We start from the raw sequence: 21,715 nt of genomic DNA, 5'->3' as shown, positions 1-21,715 counted from the left end.
TTAAGCAACCCATTCCATCCATTGTTTTCTTAAGCGGAACATCCCTAGCCCCGCCACGAGTATTTTCGCGACGATCTCCGCCTGAATCCACTTCTCTCCGATTCCGTACAAGGCCGAATAGACTTCGGGCATGAACCATAACACGAGCGCCGTCGCGAACAGCACCGCTCCCGCGGACTTGAACTTGACGTGCAAATACCAACTGAGCCATGCGAAAAGAAGGGAAGCAGGCAACCAGAACACTTGAACTTCCGCTATGCCCGGGTCGGGTACGTGGCTGGACAGCAGCAAGGCATACAAAGAAATGGCGGCGAGCCAACCTCCCCCTTGCAGGATAGACGACTTCAACGCTAACCCGCTCGCGATCCAGACGAACGCGCAGCAGCCGATCAGCCACTCGGTTCCCGATTCGGATCGCCAGCCATTCAACTCCACGATGCCGTAGCCGACGCCGGCAAAGAAAGCCATGCCAGCGCCGGTCGACAGCCAAGCGCGAATCGGCGCCGACTCGCGCAAACGGGCTCCGATGACGGTCAGCGCCGCTGCCGCCGCGACGGTCAACCCTATTTGCAATAGCGGGTGAAACGCGCTAAAATGAAGTACGACAACACAAATCAAGGCAAAACTTCCAAAAGAAAGAAGCCATTGCTTGCCCGAAGCTTGCCCGATTTTCTTCACCGCGTTCCCGATCGGTCCGAGCGGACGTTCGTTCAGATCATCCAAATAAATATTTTGCAAGAAGTCGCAATACTGCTCCGGCAACAGCTTGTTGCGTCGCCATGATTCGATTTCCTTAACGATCATATCGCGTTTCTCTTCGTTCGGATCGGCCATGCCGGCATGCCTCCTTGCGCCATTTGAAGAAAAAGACCTTCAACCGTAACGGTAAAGGTCTCAATAGCGCCATATGGTTTCGGCCTTATTCCAAGAAATCCTTCAAGCGTTTGCTGCGGCTCGGATGGCGCAGCTTACGAAGCGCCTTCGCCTCGATTTGGCGAATCCGTTCGCGAGTGACGCCGAACACCTTGCCCACTTCCTCGAGCGTGCGCGTACGGCCGTCGTCGAGTCCGAAGCGCAAGCGAAGAACGTTCTCTTCGCGTTCGGTCAGCGTGTCCAATACGTCCTCGAGCTGTTCCTTCAGAAGCTCGTACGCCGCGGCATCCGCCGGGGCGAGCGCTTCTTGGTCCTCGATGAAGTCGCCCAGATGGGAATCGTCTTCTTCGCCGATCGGCGTCTCGAGCGATACCGGCTCTTGCGCGATCTTCATGATCTCGCGGACTTTATCGACGCTAAGCTCCATTTGCTCCGCGATTTCCTCCGGCGCAGGCTCTCTTCCGAGCTCTTGCAACAGTTGGCGGGAAACGCGAATGAGCTTGTTGATCGTCTCGACCATGTGCACGGGAATACGGATCGTTCTCGCTTGGTCCGCGATCGCCCGCGTAATCGCTTGGCGAATCCACCACGTGGCGTACGTACTGAACTTGAAGCCTTTGTCGTGATCGAACTTCTCGACGGCTTTCAGAAGTCCCATATTGCCCTCTTGGATCAAATCCAAGAACAGCATGCCGCGGCCGACGTAACGTTTCGCGATGCTGACGACCAGACGAAGGTTGGCTTCCGCCAGCCTTTTTTTCGCTTCCTCGCCGTCCGGTCCGCCGATCTCGATTTTTTTCGCCAGCTCGACTTCGTCGTCCGCGCCGAGCAACGGCACCCGTCCGATTTCCTTCAAGTACATCCGCACGGGATCGTTGATCTTAATGCCGGGAGGCAGAGACAAGTCGTCGTCGAAATTGAATTCGTCGCGTTCTTCCTCTTCTCCGTTGCCGTGTCTGCCCAGCTCGTCGTGATCGTTGGACACCTCGATCCCGATATCCGCCAGCTGTTCGAAAAACTCGTCGATCTGCTCGGGATCCTGATCGAAGGGCGACAGCTTCTCCATGATATCTTTATAGGTCAAGGAAGATTTTTTCTTGCCTTGTTCGATGAGCTGCGCTTTGACCTGTTCAAGCGTCAGTTCCGTTTCAAGTCCGGTGTGTTGATCGTTAGCCATTACCGACTCCCTCCTCCCTGAACCCAGCGCTCAATATAGCTTACGCTGCTTTTCCAGGGCGATAATCTCTATACCCATTTGCGTTGCCCGAGCGTAATCGCCTTCTCTTTGAGCGCGATTCAGCTCTTCCGTCAACCTTTCGACTTCCCTGGACAGGGAAGCGCGGCCGATCGTTCTGATGCAATCTTCAAGCTCCCGTTCGCCATACGGGATATCTATCAATGCGATGGCGCTAGCCGCGCGTTCCAGCCGGTCGTCCTGCAGGGTCGCGACGAACCTTCCGACATCAGGATCATGGTTCTGGGCGTAAAATGCATATAAATAAGCAGCCAAAGCTGCGTGATCCTCGACATGAAACCGATCTCCGAGCCGTTGTTCCACGAGCTGCGCCGTTTCCTTGTTCAGCATCATCCAGGAGAGCAGCTGCCGTTCCGCGCTGAAGTTAGCCGTAGCCAGCGGCGGGTTCTTGGGCGCGGATTTTTTTTCATTCCATACATTATTCCACGATCCGGGCGGAATATCCCCTGCGTTTCCCAATTTCTCCTGCTGCCTGACGTCCGCCGCCTCTTGCTTCAGCGTATCGATCGAGACGCCGAACTCATGAGCCAATTCCTTCAGCAGCAACTCCCGTTCCGTCGGAGAATCGCGTCTTGCGACGAGGCGGACGGCCTCCCGCAAATACCTAATCCTTCCATCTTCTTCTAGGAGTATATGGGATTTCCTCAAATATATAAGCTGAAATTTGACCGCGGACACGGCCCCTTCGATGATCTCCCTGACGAACGGCTCCGGCCCGTAAGACGAAATATACTCGTCCGGATCCAACCGGTTCGGCAGGACGCCGACCCTGACGCGGAAACCCGCCTCTTCCAGAATCGGAATGCTCTTATGCGCGGCGGCTTGTCCCGCGTCGTCGCCGTCGTAGCAGAGGATCGCCTCGTCGGCGAATCTCTTCAGCAGCGCCGCGTGCTCGCCGGTCAACGCCGTTCCCATCGTGGCGACGCCTTGATGAACGCCGGCCGACCAAGCTTTAATGACGTCGACGTAGCCTTCGAGAAGCACGACCTGCCTCGTCCGCCGGATCGCCGGTCGGGCTTGGCTGAGCCTGTACAGCGTGCGGCTCTTGTTAAAGAGCGGCGTCTCCGGAGAGTTCAAGTACTTGGGCTGGCCGTCCGTCATCAGCCTTCCCCCGAACGCGATCTCGCGTCCGTTCGCGTCATGGATCGGAAACATGATCCGGTCGCGGAAGCGATCGACGTAACCTTCGCTTTCCTGCCTGCGCGACAACAGTCCGCCCGTTTCCATCTCTGCAAGGGCATAACCTTTACGTTCGAGCGCCTGGGTCAGCGTATCCCATCTCGCCGGGGCGTATCCGAGCCCGAATTCTTCGATCAGGGCGTCCGTGAACCCCCGCGAAGTCAAGTAAGCTTTCGCCGGCTTCGCCACTTCCATGTTCTGAAGCAGATAATGGTATAACTTCGCGCTGTAAGCGTGCGCTTCGATAAGCGCGTGCTTTTCTTTCTGCCGGGGCGACGACTCGTCCGGCACTGCCGTCCACGTGACGGGGATGCCCGCTTCCTCGGCCAGCGACTTGACGGCTTCCGGAAACGATTCTCCTTCCATCTCCATGACGAATTTGATGACGTTGCCGCCTTTGCCGCAACCGTAGCAATGATAGATTTGCTTTTCCGGGGTTACGGTGAAAGAAGGTGTCTTCTCGGAATGAAAAGGACACAAGCCCTTCAAATACTTCCCGTTCTTCGTCAAATGAACGTATTTGCCTACGGTTTCCGCGATATCGTGTCGCCGCAGCACCTCGTCGATGATCGGTTGAGGGATCATTCCGTTAATCATGCTTTTCACCTGATTTCCTTGCAAACGGATTGTCCCGGCATCGCCGGCGCAGCCCGTTTACGCGCACCTCATACATTTCGCTAAAGGCCGGAATTCTCCTGCATCCCCCTCAGCAAACTTGTCAGTTTTTGTTGAAACTTTTCGCGATCTTCTCCGGTAAACGCCCGCGGCCCCTTCGTACGCATGCCTCCCCGGCGCATTCGCGCCGAAAAATGACGCTGTTCGAGCAAGCCCTCGATGTCGCCTTCCCGGATTTCCTTCCCCCTGTGCGTAAGCACCGCCGCTCCTCTCGCGAGGCCGAGCGCCGCGAGCCCGTAATCTCCGGTAACGAGAATATCGCTGTTCTTCAGCACGTTCGCGATGTATAAATCCGCGGCCTGATCACTGGCGTCGACGGTAACGACGTCCACGGAGGGCTCCGACTGCAAGAAGTGGGCGTGACTGGACACGAGCAGCGCCGTAACGCCGCATTCCCTTACCGTTCTGGCAATTTCCGCCTTAACCGGACAAGCGTCGCCATCGACCACGACGCGAAGACGTGGGACAGCCATCGACATCACCCGCGATCCACCCAAAGTTTGCCGTAATATTATATACGCTAACGGGAGCCGAAATCCTGCATTTGCCCATCAATTTTTCTGCCGGGCGGACTTTGAGGACGGAACTCCGCGCAACACTTCGCAACGCCTTGCCCGGCGGGCGTTCCGCGAGTTCAATGTGTTACAGAATACACCAAGAAGGCGGGCATGTCCTACATCGTTCGACAATCGTTCATAAATTGCTCACATTTTGACGAATCATGCGGTTAATAATCCTTTTATCGGACGTTCGACCTATTTTCATTAGAGATAATCGTTCTCTGTGCCCATGACGCAACTGGCGCTACTTTCTAGCATCGTCGATTTCATTCTCCCTTATTCCGGGCGCGACGCGAGCTCGGGAAAACCAAGAAGAGAACCTTTCGGTTCTCTTTTCCGATCGATCGCTTAAGCTCGCTGGAAATGCTCGATGATCAAGCTGGCCGTTTCTTCGACCGCCTTGTTGGAGACGTCGATGACGATGCATCCGATTTTGTCCATGACCGCCCTCGCGTGTTCCAATTCCTTGAGAATCCGTTCGTTCGTCGCGTACGGCGCGGAATTCGGCAATCCGAGCGCCTTCAGCCGCTCCTTGCGGATCGCGTTGAGCGAGTCCGGGTTGATCGTCAGGCCGACGACCTTCTCCGGCGGAACGAGATATAGTTCCTTCGGAGGGACCAGTTCCGGAATAAGGGGCACGTTCGCCACCTTATACGTTTTGTGGGCGAGCACCATTGAAAGCGGCGTCTTGGACGTCCTCGATACGCCGACGAGAACGATGTCCGCCTTCGCGATGCCGGTCACGTCGCGGGCGTCGTCGTAACGAACGGCGAACTCGACCGCTTCCACCTTGCGGAAATAGTCGGCGTCGAGCACGTGATTCAACCCGGGTTCGTGCCGGGACTGATGGCCCAACGTTTTCTCGAGGTTATCGATCAACGGGCCCAGCAGATCGATCGCCGTCAAACTCGCCGCCTGCGCCCGCTCGACCATGTAATCCCGGAGGAAAGGAATGACGAGCGTATACAGGACGATGCCGCGTTCCGCCTTCGCGGCGGCGAGGACGGCGTCGATGCCTTCCTTCGTCTGAATGAAAGCGGCCCTGCGGATGTGGACGGAGAGCGGATGGAACTGGGCCGCGGCCGCCCGCACAGCCAGTTCGCCCGTATCCCCGGCGGAATCGGATACGACGTATACCGTTACGCTAGTTTGGGTCATTTCGGTTCGCCCCTTCCCGGCCGGCTCTTCGCTCAGCCCGTCAACTTGGAGAAGTCCGCGAATTGTTTGACGTCGTCGGCGACGAGCGCCAGAATCGCGAGCCGGTTGCGGCGGAGCGCCTCGTCTTCTGCCATGACCATGACCGCTTCGAAGAATACGGAAACCGGTTCCTTCAACGAGGACAGGGAAGACAGCGCGCCCGCCATGTCCGCTTGCGCCGCGGCTTCGAGCATTTCCCCGTGAGCGTTCTGCCAAGCTTCGTACAAAGCTTTCTCCGCGGGATCGGCGAACAGGTTCGCGTCGACTTGTTTGCCGTCCGCTTTGGCCGCCAGATTGCAAACCCGGTTAAACGCCTCGACCGCCGGTCGGAAGTCGGCTTTGCCTTCTCCTTCTTGCACGGCTTGCAGCGCCTGCGCCCGCAGCACCGCGCGGCGGATGTCCTTGACGCCGGAACCGAGAATGGCGTCGACCACGTCGTAACGGATCGACAAGTCCGACAGCACGTTCTTGATGCGCAAGGAGAAAAACTCCGTCATGTCTTTCGTCACGTCGATCGCTTCCCGCTTCAGGCCGCGCGCCGCGTGTCCTTCAAGGCCCATCGCGAACAGTTCCTCCAGCGTGATCTCCAGCTCGTGGGCCAGCAGCGTGTTCACGATGCCCGCCGCTTGGCGGCGAAGCGCGTAAGGATCCTGCGACCCGGTCGGAATGATGCCGATCGAGAAGCATCCCGCGATCGTATCGAGCTTGTCGGCGATGCCGACGATCGCCCCGACGAGCGAGGCCGCCGGACGGTCGCCCGCGTTACGCGGGGAATAATGCTCGTTGATCGCCTTGGCGACCGACTCCCGCTCGCCGGCTTTGCGGGCGTAATCTTCACCCATGATGCCTTGCAGTTCAGGGAATTCGTACACCATTTGCGACACGAGGTCGAACTTGCAGATGTCGGCCGTGCGGACGACGTCCGCCAGCGTCTCTTCGTCCGCGCGAAGATGGCGGGCGATCCGCTCCGCGACGCCGCGAATGCGGCGAACTTTATCCGCGACGGTGCCGAGTTCCTCGTGATACACGATATTTTCGAGCTTCGCCAGCGCGTCCGCGATGACGAGCTTCTTGTCTTCCTCGTAGAAAAACTTCGCGTCGGACAAGCGGGCGCGAAGCACCTTCTCGTTGCCTCGGGAGACGACGTCCAGCGATCTGGCGTCGCCGCTGCGCACCGTCACGAAATGCGGCAGCAGCTTGCCTTCGCCGTCGAGCACCGGGAAGTAACGCTGATGCTCGCGCATCGAAGTAATGAGTACCTCTTGCGGAATGTTCAGGAACGACGGATCGAACGAACCGGACAGCACCGTCGGCGTCTCGACGAGGAAGAGCACTTCCTCGAGCAAGTCCTCTTTCACCGCGATATGCCAGCCTCTATCGCCGGCCAGGCTTTCGATTCCCGAGACGATCGCTTTCTCGCGTTCCGCCACGTCGGCGACGACATGCTGCTCGCGCAGCTTCGCCGCGTATTCGGACGGTCTCCCGATCGTCGTCTCGCCGCCGAGGAACCGGTGTCCGCGAGTGACGTTGCCGCTTTTCACGCCGGTAATTTCGAACGGCACGACTTCGGATCCGTGCAGCGCGACGAGCCAGCGGATCGGCCGGACGTAACGAAGCTCGTAGTCGCCCCATCTCATGTTTTTCGGGAACGTCAGCGACGTCACGAGAGCCGGCAACGCTTCCGGAAGCAGCCCCGCCGTTTCGACGCCGACGCTGCTTTTCGTCGCGAACAAGTACTCGACGTTCGCCACTTCGCGAATGAACAACGTCGCGGGATCGACACCCTGGCTGCGGGCGAAACCGAGCGCGGGCTTGGTCAATTCGCCGTTCTCGTCATAGGCGATTTTCCGGGACGGTCCTTTGACTTCTTCGCTGATGTCCTCTTGCTTATCGGCGATTTGGCTGACGAGCACCGCGAGCCTGCGGGGCGTCGCGAATGCTTGAACGCCCGCATAGGCGATGCGGCTATCCGCAAGCCACTTCTCCGTCTTGTCCTTCAATTGCTCCATCGCCGCCCTCACGAAACGGGCGGGCACTTCCTCCAAGCCGATCTCCAGCAACAAATCCTTAGCCATTGTTCGCCGCCCCTTTCTTCAAAAGCGGAAATTCGAGCCGCTCGCGCTCTTTCAAATACGTTGCCGCTACCGCTCGCGTCAAGTTTCTGACCCGTCCGATATATCCCGTTCGTTCCGTAACGCTGATCGCGCCGCGGGCATCCAGCAAGTTAAACGCATGGGAACATTTCAGCGCGTAATCGTAAGCGGGGTAGACAAGGCTTTGCTCCAAAGCACGTTTGGACTCCGCCTCGTATGTCGAGAACAATTGGAACAGCATCGGCGCGTCAGACACTTCAAACGTATATTTGGAATGCTCAAACTCTTGCTGCTTGAAGACGTCCCCATAAGTAACCCCGTTAACCCATTCCAGGTCAAACACGTTTTCTTTGGATTGAATGTAAGAAGCAAGACGTTCCATGCCGTAAGTCAGTTCGACAGAAACCGGATTGCAATCGATACCTCCGATTTGCTGGAAGTACGTAAACTGCGTCACTTCCATGCCGTCGAGCCACACTTCCCAGCCGAGACCCCAAGCGCCTAGGCCGGGATGCTCCCAGTTATCCTCGACGAACCGGATGTCGTGGTCGAGCGGATCGATACCCAATCGTTTCAAACTCTCCAGATAAAGCTCTTGGATATTGTCCGGCGACGGCTTCATGATCACTTGGAACTGGTGATGCTGGTACAGGCGATTCGGGTTTTCCCCGTAGCGGCCGTCGGCCGGCCTTCTGGAAGGCTCGACGTAAGCGACGTTCCAAGGTTCGGGACCGATTGCCCGCAAGAACGTCATAGGGTTCAAAGTGCCCGCGCCCTTCTCCGTGTCGTAAGGCTGCACGACGATGCAGTTTTGCTCCGCCCAGAACTGCTGCAGCGTAAGCGTCATTTGCTGGAAGTTCATTGCCATCTCGCTCCTTTTTCGTTGACGAACCCGAGTGTTTCCGAACAACATAAAAACTCCTGTCCCACGTCTGCCTAAAGCAGACATAGGGACGGGAGTCGATCGTTTCCCGCGGTTCCACCCTACTTGATTTCGCGTACGCGACGCCGGCAGCAGCCGACGAGCCCCGAAACCCGCCTTGATTGTCGCGAACTATCGCGATATCCCTCCAGAGCGCCATTCGCCGATCCGTAACCTCCGGGCTTGCACTATCCCCGGCTCGCTGAGCGCACGGTTGTTCGGCGACTTTCTCCTTCGCAGAGACGATATTGATAATGAAAATATTCTATACGATGCCGGCGCGCTCTGTCAAACGGAAGGGTCGTCGGAGCGGTCCGTACCCTCGTCCGGACTCGGCTGCGGTTTGACTCGAGGCGCCGGTCTGGCGACGTCGGGCGAAAGCATGTCGCCGTATTTCTCCAGTTGATCCAGAAATCCGCGGGACTTCAAGTTCAGTCCCAAGTGCGTATCCATCCAACGACGGAGCGCGAGCCGCAGCTGCAGCTTCGTGCTTTCCTTCACGGAGACGTTGCCCAGCCTTCTCATGTCCATGCCGGCGAATATTCGAAGCAAGCGCCATGCGCCATCGTCCAGCTCAAGCGCGCCGGGATCCCTGTAAGCGCATGAATGGCACAACGCCCCGCCCGCTGGCGGACTGAAACGGAAAGCGACGTTGCTTTTGCCGCAACCCGCGCACTCGTCCAGATTCGGCTCGTAACCCGCGGCCGCGACGACCTTCATCTCGTATGCGCGAACGACGATCTGCGGATCTTTCCCTTCCGCGAGAGCCGACTGGAAGGCGAGCAATTGGTGAAACAAATTAGCGGCCGCTTCGTCGTCGTTGATCGCCCTGTCCGTCAGCTCGGCGGCATAGGCGGCGTAGGCGGGCCCGTCCAATCCCTGTCTCAGTTCATGAAACGATCGGATGATTTCCCCGCTGTTCAGCGTCCCGAGCGTTCCGCCCTTGTAATACGAATAATCTCCGTATGTAAATACTTGCGCGAGCGAGCCGTATCGGCTCTTCAGCTTCTTCGCTCCGCGCACGACAATGCCCTGCTTGCCGAAATCCGGCGTAAGCAGGGTAACGATCTTGTTTCCTTCTCCGTAATCGGTGCTGCGAATGACCAACCCTTCGACTCGATACAGCAACGGCCATCATTCCTCGTCCGCGACATTCCCCTCGTCGTCTTCCGGGCCCGGCAAGCTGCCGAGCTCGGCGGCACCGAGATTGTGCATTTCTTTATAAAGCAAATATGCTTCGATATCGCCGGTTTGCTTAAACACGTGCCATGTAAAATCCCGCACTGCGCCTCTTCCTCTCCGGGCGAAAATGAACTGCACTTTCACCGAATAGGATGCCACCCGAGAACGCGGGGTATGCCTGACACATTTTGTCGCGGCGCCGGCTTTACTCTTCGCGATACCCGAGCGTCTTCAGCAAGGAATCGCGATTGCGCCAATCTTTGTTGACCTTCACCCAAAGCTCCAGGAAAATCTTCGAACCGAGAAGCTTCTCCATATCCGCGCGCGCCTGCCTGCCGACTTCCTTCAGCAACGCGCCTTTCTTGCCGATGATGATGCCCTTCTGGGAATCCCTCTCGACGTAGATGACGGCGCCGACGTTGACGAGGCCGTTCTCGGCGACGCTCATGCTCTCGATCTCGACCGCGATCGAATGCGGCACTTCCTCCCGCGTCTGCTGCAGCAGCTTCTCCCGGATCAGCTCCGCGCAAACGAACTGCTCGGGATGATCCGTCAGTTGGTCGGCCGGATAGTACATCGGGCCTTCGTGCAAATATTTCGATAGCGTATCCAGCAGCGCGTTCACATTGTTGCCGTTCATGGCGGATACCGGAACGATCTCGGCGAAGTTCATTTGCTTGCGGAACTTCTCGATGACCGGAAGCATTTGCTCCGGATGGATCTTGTCGATCTTATTGAGCACGAGGAAGACCGGCGTGTCCTTGACCTTCTTCAGCTGCTCCATAATATAGCGGTCTCCGCCGCCGATCGGTTCGGACACGTCGGTCAAGTACAGGATCGCTTCGACTTCGTTTAACGCGCTCTCGGCGGCTTTCAACATGTAATTGCCGAGCTTGGAGTTCGGCTTATGAATGCCCGGCGTATCGAGGAATACGATCTGGACGTCGTCCGTCGTATACACGCCGTGGATTTTGTTGCGCGTCGTCTGCGGCTTATCCGACATGATCGCGATTTTCTGCCCGATCACCTGGTTCATCAGCGTCGACTTGCCGACGTTCGGCCGGCCGACGATCGCGACGAAGCCCGATTTGAAGCCTTTCTTTTGCATCGCTTAGACCTACTCCTTCGCTTGCTTCGATTGCTTCTATTTTACTATCTATTTGTTCAAATCCCGAGAAGAGAACGCCCCCGGAAGCAACTCCGACACCGTCGTTACCCGATGCGTTCCGTTCATGTTGCCGAGTATGACGGGCATGTCCGGATCGCACAGCTCGATCATCACTTGACGGCATACGCCGCAAGGAGAGATCGGATCGTCCGTCTCGCCGATGACGGCGATCGCCTTGAATTCCCCGGCCTGCCTGCCGTCCGCGATCGCGCGGAAGAGCGCCGTCCGTTCCGCGCAATTCGTCGGTCCGTAGGCCGCGTTCTCGACGTTGCAGCCATGGTGAAGCCGCCCTTCGCCATCTACGGCGACCGCGCCGACGGCGAAGCCCGAATAAGGCACGTAAGCCTTCGAGCGGGCTTCCTTCGCTTCTTGCAGCAGCCTGTCGGCCGAATAGCCGGCTTCGATCTCGCTGAAGCTCATTTCGCGTTCCTCCGTCCTTGTCGGCATCGGCCCGAATAGCGCCTAGCCCATGCATTTGTCCCATAGCGGCGGACCGAGGACGATCGCCCCGACGGCCGCCGCGTACAAAGCCGCGACCAGCACGGCGCCGGCCGCCGTATCCTTCGCCGCCTTCGCGAGAGGATGCTGTCCCGGCGAAGCCAGGTCGACGAGCCGCTCTAGCGCCGTATTGAACAATTCCGCGACCCAGACGGCGGCGACGGCCGTCAAGATCCATAACCAGTCGGTTGCCGTCGCCTTCAGCCAAGCGGAGGCCGCGGCGACCAGAATCGTCGCGGCGAGATGGAACCGAACGTGTCCCTCGCTTCGCACCGCGCCGGCGATGCCTTCCATGGCGCAGCGAAAAGAGCGAAGCTCCTTCGAGCGCCGGCCGCTCATCGCGTCAGTCCCGCTTCCAGCAGCACTTGCTCCTGTTTCGCGAACATTTCCTTTTCCTGCGCTTCGTCCCCGTGGTCGTAACCGATCACGTGCAGAAAGCCGTGCACGAACAGAAAACCGAGTTCCCGCTCGAAGCTATGGCCGTATTCCTCCGCTTGCGCTTCCGCCCGCGGAACGGATATGACGATGTCGCCGAGCAGTTCCGAATACGGATTGCCCGCCTTCTCTTCGTCGTGCCACTCCTCTTCGCCTTCCTCGGACGCTTCGTATTCGCCGTCGAACCGAATTTCCGGCTCTTCCCCTTCGATCAAGGAGAAGGAGAGAACGTCCGTCGGCTTATCCAGGCCGCGGTATTGGCGGTTCAATTCGCGAATGCCCTCGTCGTCCGTCAACGTCAGCGTGACGATGCCCGTCTCCACTTCTTCCTTCTTGCCTGCGATGGCGAGCAGCTGCTCCAACAGCTCCATCCACTTCTCTTCTTTAGGGCCTGCGCCCCCTTCGCGTTCGTCGATCCATTCCAGGCTTAACGTCATTCTTTGGTCTCCTTCGCTTCTTTCAATTTTTTCAGTTCCTTGTCGTCCGGATACTCGATTCGCGAATGGAACATGCCGATGACCGTTTCCTTGAGCGTCTCGGCGATTTTATCGAGCTCCCGGAGCGTCAGATCGCATTCGTTGAATTGGTTATCGTCGAGCCTGTCTTTAATAATCTTGCCGATGATGCCCTCGATCTGCTCGACCGTCGGATGATTAAGCGAGCGCACGGCCGCCTCGACGCAGTCGGCGATGCCGACGATGGCCGCTTCCTTCGATTGCGCCTTCGGCCCGGGATAACGGAAATCGTCTTCCGTCCATTCGTTGTCCGTTCCCGCTTCTTGCGCGAGCTTAGCCGCCTTGTAGAAGAAAAACTTCAAGAACGTCGTGCCGTGATGCTGCTCCGCGATATCCCTGATCGGCCTCGGAAGCTTATGGGCTTTCAGCATGTCCGCGCCGTCTTTCGCGTGGGCGATAATGATCGACGCGCTCACCTTCGGATCAAGCTTGTCGTGGGGATTGCCGGAACCGTTCTGGTTCTCGATAAAATAAAGCGGCCTTTTCGTCTTGCCTACGTCGTGATAGAAAGAACCGACGCGGCAGAGCAGGCCGTTCGCGCCGACCGCTTCCGCCGCCGCTTCCGACAAGTTGCCGACCATCAGGCTGTGATGGTACGTGCCCGGCGTCTCCGTCAGCAGCTTGCGCAACAGCGGATGGTTCGGATTCGACAGCTCGACCAGCTTTAGCGCCGATAGGATGCCGAACGTTACTTCAAAGAACGGCATCAGTCCGATGACGAGCACCGCGGTCAGCAAGCCGCTGGAAAACATGAACCCGACCGACTGGACGAGCGCGGCCCGGCTCGGTTCCGGATCGACGAGCATAAGCGCCAGCACCGCCACCGAACCGAACAGGCTGACCATTATGCCCGCCTTTAGGATGGACGAGCGCTGGCTCGCCCGGTGAATCGCCAGCACGGCGGTGAACGAGACGACCGCAGCCACGAATCCGTAATGGAAGTCGAAAATATGCTCCTGCTCCACATTCAGAATCATGCTCGCGAGAAGGGTGAACAGGAACGAGCTGACGAGACCGAGATGGAAGTCCAGCAATAGCGTGACGAGCATGCTGCCCAAGGCGACCGGCGCCAAATAACCGGCGTACGGCCAATCTTGGCTATGCGCCAACGCCGCGAGATGCATGAACAGAATATTCAGCGCGAAGATGAGCAGCAGCATGACCCACTGGACGTTCGTCCGTTTGTCCGACGGCGAGCCGGCGGCGGTCAATTCCCCGTATCCGTACAGCGCCAGCGTAAAGATGACGGCGAACAGCAGCACGCCGAGCTTCGGCAGATCGCTTTGGCGTTCTTGCAGAAGGCCGAGGGCATCGAGCTTCTCGTAGAGGCTTTGGGTAATGACCTGCCCCGCCTTGACGACGACGTCGCCTTGCATGACGAGCACGGGCGTCGTATTCTGCTTCGCTTCGACTTCGGCGTCTTCGGTCGCCTTCCGGTCGAAGAATTTGTTCGGCAAGATCGAGATGCGCGCCAGTTCCTGCACGATCTCCCGTTCCGTCTTGAGCGCGAGCGAGCTCGCGTTAACGAGCTCCGCGACCTTCGTCCGGGCCGTCTCGGCCTGGGTGAGCGGTTCGCCGGTCAGCTTGCGCACGATGTCGCGCCCGACGATGCGCATGCTCGCGATCTGGTCGGACGTCAACTTCGGAATCTTGTAGTAGGTTTCCTCCGGAATGGCGTAAGCTTGCGCGGAGACGACCTTCTCCATCTCGGCGAGCAATTCCGCGGAGTACGTCTCGCTGCCTTTGTTCGCCGCGACGAACGCGGACACGTACTGCTGCACCCGCTCCGGAATGACCCTGCGGTAGATGTCGACTTTGTCGCTTTCGAGAATTTGATCGTCTTGATTCAACTCTTCGACCCGGGCGAATATTTCGTCGATCAGCGTCTCGTTGCGAAGCGCCACGATCGAATAGATGGAGCCGACTTTGTCCGCCGCTTCTTCCTGCGCCTGCAGCGTCGCCTTGTCGTCGACCGCTTGGCGGGGAGCCCGGATGTCTTTCTCGCTCTTGCCGTTAAGCGTAATGTCGTACGTCTCCGGCACGAGCCGGGACGACAGGCTGAAGTAAAACAAAAATACAAAAAGCAGGAGCAGGAGCCAGCGCATCGCCGCGCTGTGCTTCCATCCTGCCGCTGCCCGGGTCAAGGTCGATGGATGGCTGGCCTGGCCGTTGTTGCGACGACTCATCCGGCGCTCCCCTCCCTGATCGTTATTGTTCGTTTAACGCGTTGTACGCCAAGATAATCTTCTGGACGAGGGCATGGCGAACGACGTCTTGATCGGTAAAATACACGATGCCGATTTCTTCGATGTTCTTGAGCACTTGTTCGGCTTCCATCAGCCCGGATTTTTTGCCCTTCGGCAAATCGATCTGGGTGACGTCTCCCGTGATGATCATGCGCGATCCGAAACCGAGCCTAGTCAGGAACATTTTCATCTGCTCGGGCGTCGTGTTCTGCGCTTCGTCCAGAATGACGAACGAATCGTCGAGCGTTCTGCCCCTCATGTAGGCGAGCGGCGCGATTTCGATCTGCCCGCGCTCCATCGCCTTAGCGACGCCTTCGACGCCAAGCGCGTCGTTCAGCGCGTCGTACAGCGGACGAAGATACGGATCGACCTTCTCTTGCATGTCGCCCGGCAAGAAGCCCAGGCTTTCCCCGGCTTCGACGGCGGGACGGGTGAGCAGGATTCGCTTCACCTTGCCGCCCTTAAGCGCGGCGACCGCGCACATGACGGCCAAGTACGTCTTGCCCGTGCCCGCGGGTCCGATGCCGAGCACGATATCTTTTTTACGGATCGTCGTCACGTAGTGTCGTTGTCCGAGCGTCTTCGGAATGACCGGCTTGCCTCGGAACGTCGACGTGATTTCCCCTTTGAACAAGGAAAGAAGCTCGTCCGCTTTCATTTCCCGGGACAGCTTCAGCGCGTAGCGCACGTCGCGCTCCGACAGCTGCATGCCGTCTTGGATCAGTTGGATGAGCGTCTCGAACAGCTGCTCTAGCGAGCGCACCTCGTCGGACGGACCTTCGATATGAATCTCCGCTTCCCTGGAATGAATCAGCGAAACGGTTTCTTTCTCGATCAGCCTCAGGAACACGTCCTGCGGGCCGAACAACGCCAGTCCTTCCGCCGCGTTGCGTAACGGGATCGTCGTGTAAGCTTTCAGCTCCGTCAAAAAAACTCATTCCCCCTGCTCGAAAAACGCTTATCCTATCGGACGTTCGACCGCTATCGATTGTTCCACTTCGAAATACACGGTTAACATCACTTTACCATTCTCGGTACGCTCGTGTAAAATTTTTTCCTCTTTGATCGACGCTTCCGGACCGCTCTTAAGCAGCAATTCCGCGCGCGCCTGAGCGAGTCCCGTTTCCTTCGCTTCCGCCGGCGTCAGCTTCTTCCCGGTTTCCGACACTTCCTGCTCCCGCTCGGTCATCGTCCCGAAGGGCAGCAAGCGGTCCCATAGCTTCGCCCGCTTTACCGTCGTGAGCGTCCGGGACAACTCGTACGTATCCCCGCGGTAACCGGAAATCTGCAGCGCGCGGCCGCCGATCACGAGGAACTTGCGCTCTTGGGAAGTGCCCGTATAATTTCTCGTCTTCGTCTCCAGAGGCGACTCGATCCGATATTCGTGCCAGACGAGTCCCATGACTTTGCCCTTGGACGAGACGACTTTATTGTTCGTTTCGTTGCCGATGAAGCCGGAGATAAGAACGTCTCCCTTGCGCACCCTGTCGTTGCGCTCTACCTTCGGCCTGCCGCTCTCCGCGATAATGCGGGTGACGACGGCGTCGTCGGAGGCGACGAGGTTACTCGGACCGACGAGCGGCTTCTTCTCGGGACGCGTCGAATCGACGACCGTAATCGTGACCGTCGTCCCTTGCTTGTCCACTCCGATCCAGGCCGCCTCAGGCAGCCGAAGCGCCAGCTTCTTCGCGAGCGCGTCTGGGCTCTTCAGCCGGAACGACGATTGGAACGCGTATAGGCCTTCCTCCCTTGCCGCCGCCCGTATTTTCTCCGGCGGTATCGCGGAATTACCTTCGATCTTGACGTTCCAGACGAACGTGGACAACGCGAAAAGCGCGATCGCGAACGCGAACATGCCCGCCGCGAACGTTTTTCTCCTCGATAGCTTCGCCATTCGGAACGGCAGCCCATGCTTGGACAAGATGCGGGAGCGGCACCCGCTGTCCCGCAGCAACGGCCGCAGCTTAAAGAAATCCGGCACGGTCACGCCGAAGCTGAGCTCCCCGCCTTTCGCGAACGAAATGTTCCACAGACCGATCCTTTGCTCCGTCGCCGCGTTCAGGAACTTCTCCGGCTCTCCCCCGATCAGCTTCACGCCGACGTAGCCGCGTACGTTGGCCAACCATGTTCCTTTCATCTCCGCTACCCCCTACCCCCGCTTGTCCTCCGCGAACGCGCGGAAAACGCGCCGGGAAGATTCATCTTCATCCCGGCGTCTTGTTCTTTCCCTTGACCAACAGCTGAACGCCTAAAATGTTGCCTTCGACGAATACTTCCTCCGCGCCGATATTGCGGATGATCAAATTTTGTCCCGTCACTTCCATTTCCCCGTTGTCCATCGCGAGCCGCAAATTGTCCGGAGAGAAATGGAGGATCCCGCGGTGGTTTTCCACCGTTACCTGAAGGCCCCCGATCATCGTGATGCGCGGCAAGTCCAGCACCACATCCTGCGGCAGGTCGAGAATCGTCGCGGTCCATTTGCGCAGCTTCCGACTTACACGCATCATTGGGCGGTCCTCCCTCCTATACGATAAAACATATGCGCCTTAGTCATCCTTTATGAAGCGATCGGCGGTCAAGCCTTCCGTAAAACCCGCGGCGACTTCGGAAAGAAAGAACGAAAAAGCGAGTCCCGGGGGACTCGCTTTTGGTTATGCCGTTATTTTCCGTATGGTTTTCTCGCCCGCGGCGGTCCGACGATCTCCGCCCAGACGATCGCGCGCTTCAAGTCTTGCCGGCTGAGGACCCCGGACGACGCCGCCGCGGGGCTCCGAGGTTGCGCGCGGCGCGCTTGCGGCGCGGTTTGCGGGCCTTGAGGCGCGACGACGGCGGCGACGGACGCCGCTTGCGACAGGGGAACGTCCGCCCGCGCGGGAGCCGCCGCGGGACGCGGCTGCTCGCGGGGAGCCGGCGGACGGGAAGCCTGCGTCTGCTCCGGCCGCTGCGCCGGGGGACGTTGCCGCTGAGGCGCGGGGCGCCCTGCCCCGCCGAAATCCGGCATCCGGTTCGGCTTCCGCTCGAGCGGCGATTTACGAAAAAACATCGAGTAGATGACCCCGACGACGATAATCACGAAATAAAAGTTATGCGCCACGAACGAAATCAATTGCTCCATGCATCATCCTCCTTGCTCGTAAGTCCGTTATCCGGCAGAGAAGGCCTCCGATTCCGGATGGCGGCTTAAGGCTTCTGGGCGCCCTCGTCGCCTTGCTTGCCGATGGAGCCGCGCATCTGCGTATCCGCTTCGATGTTTTTCAAATTCATGTAATCCATGACGCCGAGCTTGCCGCTCTTCAGCGCTTCCGCCATCGCGAGAGGCACTTCGGATTCCGCCTCGACGACCTTCGCCTGCATCTCGACGACGCGCGCTTTCATTTCCTGCTCATGCGCGACCGCCATCGCGCGGCGTTCTTCCGCTTTCGCCTGGGCGATGCGCTTGTCGGCTTCGGCTTGCTCCGTCTGCAAATGCGCGCCGATGTTTTTGCCGACATCGACGTCGGCGATATCGATCGACAAGATTTCGAACGCGGTGCCCGCGTCCAACCCTTTGCTCAGGACCGTTTTGGAAATCAAATCGGGATGCTCGAGCACGTCCTTGTGCGTCTCCGAAGCGCCGTTCGTACTGACGATGCCTTCCGCGACGCGGGCCAGCACCGTTTCCTCGCCGGCGCCGCCGACCAAACGGTCGATGTTTGCCCGGACCGTTACGCGGGCTTTGACTTTGACTTCGATGCCGTTCTTCGCGACCGCCGATACGACGGGGGTCTCGATGACTTTCGGGTTCACGCTCATTTGCACCGCTTGAAGAACGTCCCGTCCGGCGAGATCGATCGCCGCCGCTCTCTCGAACACGAGCGGGATGTCCGCGCGTTGCGCGGCGATCAACGCGTTCACGACGCGGTCGACGTTGCCGCCGGCGAGGAAGTGGCTTTCAAGCTGGTTGATGTTCAGGCCGAGACCCGCCTTCGTCGCCTTGATCATCGGGTTGACGATCCGGCTTGGAACGACGCGGCGCAGACGCATCGCGACGAGCGTGATAATGCTGATGCGGACGCCGGACGCGAGCGCCGAGATCCAGAGCATGAACGGGAAGAAGCTGAGGAATACGGAAACGGCCACGACGGCCAAAGCGATAATGACTAGCAATTGAATTTGCGCGTTATCCATGGTTAACCTCCGAAGGTTCTAATTGTATCGTTCGTTAGTCGCGAATTTCTTTCACGACGATTCTCGTCCCGTCTACGGAGACGACGCGAACGGGTTTGCCGTTCTCGACGAACTCGCCCGTCGTTATGACGTCGAGACGTTCGCCTCCGATTTCCGCCAGCCCGGAAGGCCGGAGCATCGAAGCGGTAACGCCTTCCCTCCCGATCCAGCGCTCTCTCGGCTGCTGGGGCACGAAGCCCTTGTCCGTCGTCAGTTGTTCCTTGAGAATGAACTTGTTCCATATTCCCCGCTTGCGGAATACGTAAGCGACGACCCCGACGATAACGATCGCGACGAGCCCGGCGATGCCAAGAGACCGGAGCGCGTTGCCCGTGTCGTAGGCCCCCATCGAGATGCCGGCCACGACGCCTGCTATGCCGAGGAGGCCGAGCACGCCGAAGCTCGGCACGAACGCTTCCAAGATCAGCAGCACGATGCCGAGGATGAACACGGCAAGCGATTCCATCCCCGCGAATCCGGCGATCGACTGGCCGAAGAAATACAAGCCGAAGGAGATCAACCCTAGGATGCCCGGAGCGCCGAATCCCGGCACGAGGAATTCGATCGCCACGCCGGCGATGCCGAGGATGAGCAACAACGTGCTGATGCCGGCGCCGGTGACGAAAGCCGCCAGTCGTTCCGCCAAGGAAGGCTCGAAATGGACGACCGTCCTGTCCGACAATCCTTTCCAAGCGATCGCTTCTTCCGCCGTCTTCGCGATGTGGTCGGCATATCCGACCTTCGCCGCTTTGTCCGCGCTAAGCGAGATGATCTGGCCTTTCTCCTTCGTTTCCCCGATCGCTTTCATCTCGACGACCCGGTTCGGGTCGACCATGCCGACGGCGATGCTCGGATCCCTGCCGTTCAACTGCGCCGCCGCGTTCATCTCTTCGCTCCAGAACGAGACGAGCTTCGGATTGTCGACGGGGTCGCCGTTGCCGTCCACGATCATCGCCGCCCCGATGACCGTCCCCGGCCCCATCGCGATATCGCCCGCGTTCAGCGCGATGTACGCTCCCGCCGACGCCGCTTTGCCGCTGACGAACGCCAGCGTCGGAACGGCGCTCTCGCGGATGCGCTTACCGATCTGCTCCGCGGTGTCCAGCCTCCCGCCCGGCGTATCGATATCGAGCACGACGAGCGACGCTTTCGCCTCTTCCGCCTCCGTCAGCGCGCGATCGAGGAACGACGCAAGCCCGCTTTGGACCGTCTGCTGCACGGGCACGACGTAAACGGCACCTTCGGACGCCTTCCCTTCGGCCTGCGCGATGCCCGCGAGCCCGAACAACATCAGCAAAACCGGCAGCATGACCGATATCGACGGCTTCGCAAATCTCGACCGGCGCTTGTTTGCGCTACGAAGCGTCTTCATTGGATTCAAAACCCATCCCTCCTCCTTGCGCGTTTTCCAACTTGATCGGTAATACGTTTCATGAGGTTCGGCGTTTCACGGCCGCTTCCAGCGCAATCGCATCGTTGAGAGTATTTACCATTCATTATGAAGTCAAGCTACTCGGGTTACAAGCAAAAAGCACTCCCCGAGGGGAGTGCCTGTCGTTCGTCGGAATTATTGCAGAGATTGTTGGACGATCGCATTGACGAGCTTGCCGTCCGCGATTCCCTTTACCTTAGGCATCAGGGCACCCATCAATTTCCCTAGCTCAGCTTTAGAAGAGACACCGGTCTCTTGCATGGTCTGTACAACTATAGCTTTGATTTCTTCTTCCGTCAGCTGTCGGGGGAGATATTCCGAGATGATCTCAATTTCTGCTTTTACGGTCGCCACGAGGTCGTCCCGGCCGCCTCTTTCGAAGTCGGCTTGAGAATCGCGTCGTTGCTTGAGCTCGCGACTGAAAACGCTAAGCGTCTCATTCTCGTCAAGCGGGCGGCGCAGCTCGATTTCTTGGTTTTTGATCGAAGCGCGAACCATGCGAATCGTCTGAAGGCGGAACTTCTCGCCGTTCCTCATCGCCTGTTTCATGTCTTCGTTCAAACGGTCCGCAAGATTCATGAGTGCGGATTCCTCCTAGTACTTACGTTTGCGCGCAGCTTCGGATTTCAACTTGCGCTTAACGCTTGGTTTCTCGTAATGTTTACGTTTCTTCACTTCCGCGAGAACGCCATCTTTGGCAATGGAACGCTTAAAGCGGCGGAGTGCAGCGTCGATTGTTTCATTTTTACGAACTTTTGTTTCGGCCACCTGTTTTCCCTCCCTCCGCAACAGACCCAACACGGTTATCAAACTATATTATAGGTGATGAGGAAAGGGAGTGTCAACTTGGGCGGGACGAAAAATTGCGAAACGTCCGAGCTAAGTTTTTCCTCGTGCTTTCCTCGTGCTTTCAATTGTCGGAAACGTTGTTTTTCACGTTCAACGCTCCGAGTTTCTCGCCGCCGAGCACGTGCCAATGCAGATGGAACACGATTTGGCCGGAGTCCTTGCCGCAATTGTTCACGAGCCGGTAGCCATTCTCCGCGAGTCCAGCTTCCCGGGCGACTTGCTGCGCCGCAAGCAGCGTTCGGCCGAGCAGCTCGACATCCTCGGGCGTTCCGTCGTTGATCGATGCGATGTGTTTTTTGGGGATGACGAGCAAGTGGACCGGCGCTTGCGGCTGGATATCGTGAAACGCGACGACCCGGTCGTCTTCGTATACTTTGCGCGCGGGAATCGTTCCTTCGACGATTTTGCAGAACAGGCAATCGGACATGGG

23 protein-coding genes are annotated in these 21,715 nt (G+C 58.4%); all 23 read right to left on the bottom strand.

Annotated features, from left to right (window positions below; translation table 11 throughout):
* A complete protein-coding gene (locus tag ACFPPD_RS00190; RefSeq protein WP_209747498.1) occupies nt 1-834 on the bottom strand; it encodes a hypothetical protein in 834 nt (277 codons plus the stop codon).
* An 85-nt stretch (nt 835-919) separates the two neighbouring features.
* On the bottom strand, nt 920-2,050 hold the full coding sequence (rpoD, locus tag ACFPPD_RS00185) for an RNA polymerase sigma factor RpoD (protein WP_209747496.1): 1,131 nt from the start codon (nt 2,048-2,050) through the stop codon (nt 920-922).
* A gap of 30 nt (nt 2,051-2,080) precedes the next feature.
* Nucleotides 2,081-3,904: a DNA primase gene (dnaG, locus tag ACFPPD_RS00180; protein WP_209747765.1), complete on the bottom strand. Its 1,824-nt coding sequence runs from the start codon at nt 3,902-3,904 to the stop codon at nt 2,081-2,083.
* Nucleotides 3,905-3,984: 80 nt separating this feature from the next.
* Nucleotides 3,985-4,461 (bottom strand): YaiI/YqxD family protein, encoded by a 477-nt coding sequence (locus ACFPPD_RS00175; protein WP_378080959.1) that lies wholly within the window; start codon nt 4,459-4,461, stop codon nt 3,985-3,987.
* Nucleotides 4,462-4,890: 429 nt separating this feature from the next.
* A complete protein-coding gene (locus tag ACFPPD_RS00170) occupies nt 4,891-5,700 on the bottom strand; it encodes a pyruvate, water dikinase regulatory protein (RefSeq protein ID WP_209747494.1) in 810 nt (269 codons plus the stop codon).
* Between the two features lie 32 nt (nt 5,701-5,732).
* The gene (gene glyS, locus ACFPPD_RS00165; protein WP_209747492.1) at nt 5,733-7,814 is read right to left on the bottom strand and encodes a glycine--tRNA ligase subunit beta; all 2,082 of its coding nucleotides are present in this window, start codon (nt 7,812-7,814) and stop codon (nt 5,733-5,735) included.
* The gene (glyQ, locus tag ACFPPD_RS00160) at nt 7,807-8,694 is read right to left on the bottom strand and encodes a glycine--tRNA ligase subunit alpha (protein ID WP_209747490.1); all 888 of its coding nucleotides are present in this window, start codon (nt 8,692-8,694) and stop codon (nt 7,807-7,809) included. The genes glyS and glyQ overlap by 8 nt, the downstream gene beginning before the upstream one ends.
* A gap of 348 nt (nt 8,695-9,042) precedes the next feature.
* Nucleotides 9,043-9,882, bottom strand: coding sequence for a DNA repair protein RecO (recO, locus tag ACFPPD_RS00155; RefSeq protein WP_209747487.1), 840 nt, complete (start codon nt 9,880-9,882; stop codon nt 9,043-9,045).
* A 6-nt stretch (nt 9,883-9,888) separates the two neighbouring features.
* On the bottom strand, nt 9,889-10,038 hold the full coding sequence (locus ACFPPD_RS00150) for a YqzL family protein (protein ID WP_209747484.1): 150 nt from the start codon (nt 10,036-10,038) through the stop codon (nt 9,889-9,891).
* A 103-nt stretch (nt 10,039-10,141) separates the two neighbouring features.
* A complete protein-coding gene (gene era, locus ACFPPD_RS00145; protein WP_209747482.1) occupies nt 10,142-11,044 on the bottom strand; it encodes a GTPase Era in 903 nt (300 codons plus the stop codon).
* Nucleotides 11,045-11,092: 48 nt separating this feature from the next.
* Nucleotides 11,093-11,524: a cytidine deaminase gene (locus ACFPPD_RS00140; RefSeq protein WP_209747480.1), complete on the bottom strand. Its 432-nt coding sequence runs from the start codon at nt 11,522-11,524 to the stop codon at nt 11,093-11,095.
* A gap of 42 nt (nt 11,525-11,566) precedes the next feature.
* Nucleotides 11,567-11,941 carry a diacylglycerol kinase family protein gene (locus ACFPPD_RS00135; RefSeq protein WP_209747478.1) on the bottom strand — a complete coding sequence of 125 codons (375 nt, stop codon included), beginning with the start codon at nt 11,939-11,941 and terminating at the stop codon, nt 11,567-11,569.
* A complete protein-coding gene (gene ybeY, locus ACFPPD_RS00130; protein WP_209747476.1) occupies nt 11,938-12,474 on the bottom strand; it encodes an rRNA maturation RNase YbeY in 537 nt (178 codons plus the stop codon). Before ybeY ends, ACFPPD_RS00135 begins: the two co-directional genes overlap by 4 nt.
* Complete coding sequence (locus ACFPPD_RS00125; RefSeq protein ID WP_209747474.1) at nt 12,471-14,738, bottom strand: HD family phosphohydrolase; 2,268 nt, start codon at nt 14,736-14,738, stop codon at nt 12,471-12,473. The genes ybeY and ACFPPD_RS00125 overlap by 4 nt, the downstream gene beginning before the upstream one ends.
* A 22-nt stretch (nt 14,739-14,760) precedes the next feature.
* Nucleotides 14,761-15,726 carry a PhoH family protein gene (locus tag ACFPPD_RS00120; RefSeq protein ID WP_209747472.1) on the bottom strand — a complete coding sequence of 322 codons (966 nt, stop codon included), beginning with the start codon at nt 15,724-15,726 and terminating at the stop codon, nt 14,761-14,763.
* Nucleotides 15,727-15,756: 30 nt separating this feature from the next.
* Nucleotides 15,757-16,935, bottom strand: coding sequence for a sporulation protein YqfD (gene yqfD, locus ACFPPD_RS00115; RefSeq protein WP_209747470.1), 1,179 nt, complete (start codon nt 16,933-16,935; stop codon nt 15,757-15,759).
* A 67-nt stretch (nt 16,936-17,002) separates the two neighbouring features.
* Entirely contained in the window at nt 17,003-17,305 is a 303-nt protein-coding gene (yqfC, locus tag ACFPPD_RS00110) for a sporulation protein YqfC (RefSeq protein WP_209747468.1), read from the bottom strand.
* Nucleotides 17,306-17,457: 152 nt separating this feature from the next.
* Nucleotides 17,458-17,913: a hypothetical protein gene (locus ACFPPD_RS00105; RefSeq protein WP_209747466.1), complete on the bottom strand. Its 456-nt coding sequence runs from the start codon at nt 17,911-17,913 to the stop codon at nt 17,458-17,460.
* Between the two features lie 65 nt (nt 17,914-17,978).
* Nucleotides 17,979-18,965, bottom strand: a complete 987-nt coding sequence (floA, locus tag ACFPPD_RS00100; RefSeq protein ID WP_209747464.1) for a flotillin-like protein FloA — start codon at nt 18,963-18,965, stop codon at nt 17,979-17,981.
* Between the two features lie 34 nt (nt 18,966-18,999).
* Nucleotides 19,000-20,376, bottom strand: coding sequence for an NfeD family protein (locus ACFPPD_RS00095; RefSeq protein WP_209747761.1), 1,377 nt, complete (start codon nt 20,374-20,376; stop codon nt 19,000-19,002).
* Nucleotides 20,377-20,571: 195 nt separating this feature from the next.
* A complete protein-coding gene (locus tag ACFPPD_RS00090; RefSeq protein WP_209747460.1) occupies nt 20,572-21,015 on the bottom strand; it encodes a GatB/YqeY domain-containing protein in 444 nt (147 codons plus the stop codon).
* Between the two features lie 15 nt (nt 21,016-21,030).
* Entirely contained in the window at nt 21,031-21,204 is a 174-nt protein-coding gene (gene rpsU / locus ACFPPD_RS00085) for a 30S ribosomal protein S21 (RefSeq protein WP_094041673.1), read from the bottom strand.
* 142 nt (nt 21,205-21,346) lie between these two features.
* Nucleotides 21,347-21,712 (bottom strand): histidine triad nucleotide-binding protein, encoded by a 366-nt coding sequence (locus ACFPPD_RS00080; RefSeq protein ID WP_209747459.1) that lies wholly within the window; start codon nt 21,710-21,712, stop codon nt 21,347-21,349.
* Nucleotides 21,713-21,715 lie beyond the last annotated feature (3 nt).

It is taken from the genome of Cohnella suwonensis (genome assembly GCF_042655365.1).
GTDB classification, from domain to species: domain Bacteria; phylum Bacillota; class Bacilli; order Paenibacillales; family Paenibacillaceae; genus Cohnella; species Cohnella suwonensis.
This window is presented reverse-complemented; position numbering and strand designations above follow the sequence as displayed.

Bases quoted from the DNA above. Each gene is read 5' to 3' on its own strand.
- ACFPPD_RS00080 (WP_209747459.1), bottom strand. From the start codon at position 21,712: ATGTCCGATTGCCTGTTCTGCAAAATCGTCGAAGGAACGATTCCCGCG.
- ACFPPD_RS00105 (WP_209747466.1), bottom strand. From the start codon at position 17,913: ATGGAGCAATTGATTTCGTTCGTGGCGCATAACTTTTATTTCGTGATT.
- ACFPPD_RS00175 (WP_378080959.1), bottom strand. From the start codon at position 4,461: ATGTCGATGGCTGTCCCACGTCTTCGCGTCGTGGTCGATGGCGACGCT.
- ACFPPD_RS00135 (WP_209747478.1), bottom strand. From the start codon at position 11,941: ATGAGCGGCCGGCGCTCGAAGGAGCTTCGCTCTTTTCGCTGCGCCATG.
- rpoD (WP_209747496.1), bottom strand. From the start codon at position 2,050: ATGGCTAACGATCAACACACCGGACTTGAAACGGAACTGACGCTTGAA.
- yqfD (WP_209747470.1), bottom strand. From the start codon at position 16,935: ATGAAAGGAACATGGTTGGCCAACGTACGCGGCTACGTCGGCGTGAAG.
- ACFPPD_RS00170 (WP_209747494.1), bottom strand. From the start codon at position 5,700: ATGACCCAAACTAGCGTAACGGTATACGTCGTATCCGATTCCGCCGGG.
- ybeY (WP_209747476.1), bottom strand. From the start codon at position 12,474: ATGACGTTAAGCCTGGAATGGATCGACGAACGCGAAGGGGGCGCAGGC.
- floA (WP_209747464.1), bottom strand. From the start codon at position 18,965: ATGGATAACGCGCAAATTCAATTGCTAGTCATTATCGCTTTGGCCGTC.
- glyS (WP_209747492.1), bottom strand. From the start codon at position 7,814: ATGGCTAAGGATTTGTTGCTGGAGATCGGCTTGGAGGAAGTGCCCGCC.
- yqfC (WP_209747468.1), bottom strand. From the start codon at position 17,305: ATGATGCGTGTAAGTCGGAAGCTGCGCAAATGGACCGCGACGATTCTC.
- ACFPPD_RS00190 (WP_209747498.1), bottom strand. From the start codon at position 834: ATGGCCGATCCGAACGAAGAGAAACGCGATATGATCGTTAAGGAAATC.
- ACFPPD_RS00095 (WP_209747761.1), bottom strand. From the start codon at position 20,376: ATGAAGACGCTTCGTAGCGCAAACAAGCGCCGGTCGAGATTTGCGAAG.
- ACFPPD_RS00090 (WP_209747460.1), bottom strand. From the start codon at position 21,015: ATGAATCTTGCGGACCGTTTGAACGAAGACATGAAACAGGCGATGAGG.
- glyQ (WP_209747490.1), bottom strand. From the start codon at position 8,694: ATGAACTTCCAGCAAATGACGCTTACGCTGCAGCAGTTCTGGGCGGAG.
- era (WP_209747482.1), bottom strand. From the start codon at position 11,044: ATGCAAAAGAAAGGCTTCAAATCGGGCTTCGTCGCGATCGTCGGCCGG.
- ACFPPD_RS00140 (WP_209747480.1), bottom strand. From the start codon at position 11,524: ATGAGCTTCAGCGAGATCGAAGCCGGCTATTCGGCCGACAGGCTGCTG.
- dnaG (WP_209747765.1), bottom strand. From the start codon at position 3,904: ATGATTAACGGAATGATCCCTCAACCGATCATCGACGAGGTGCTGCGG.
- ACFPPD_RS00125 (WP_209747474.1), bottom strand. From the start codon at position 14,738: ATGAGTCGTCGCAACAACGGCCAGGCCAGCCATCCATCGACCTTGACC.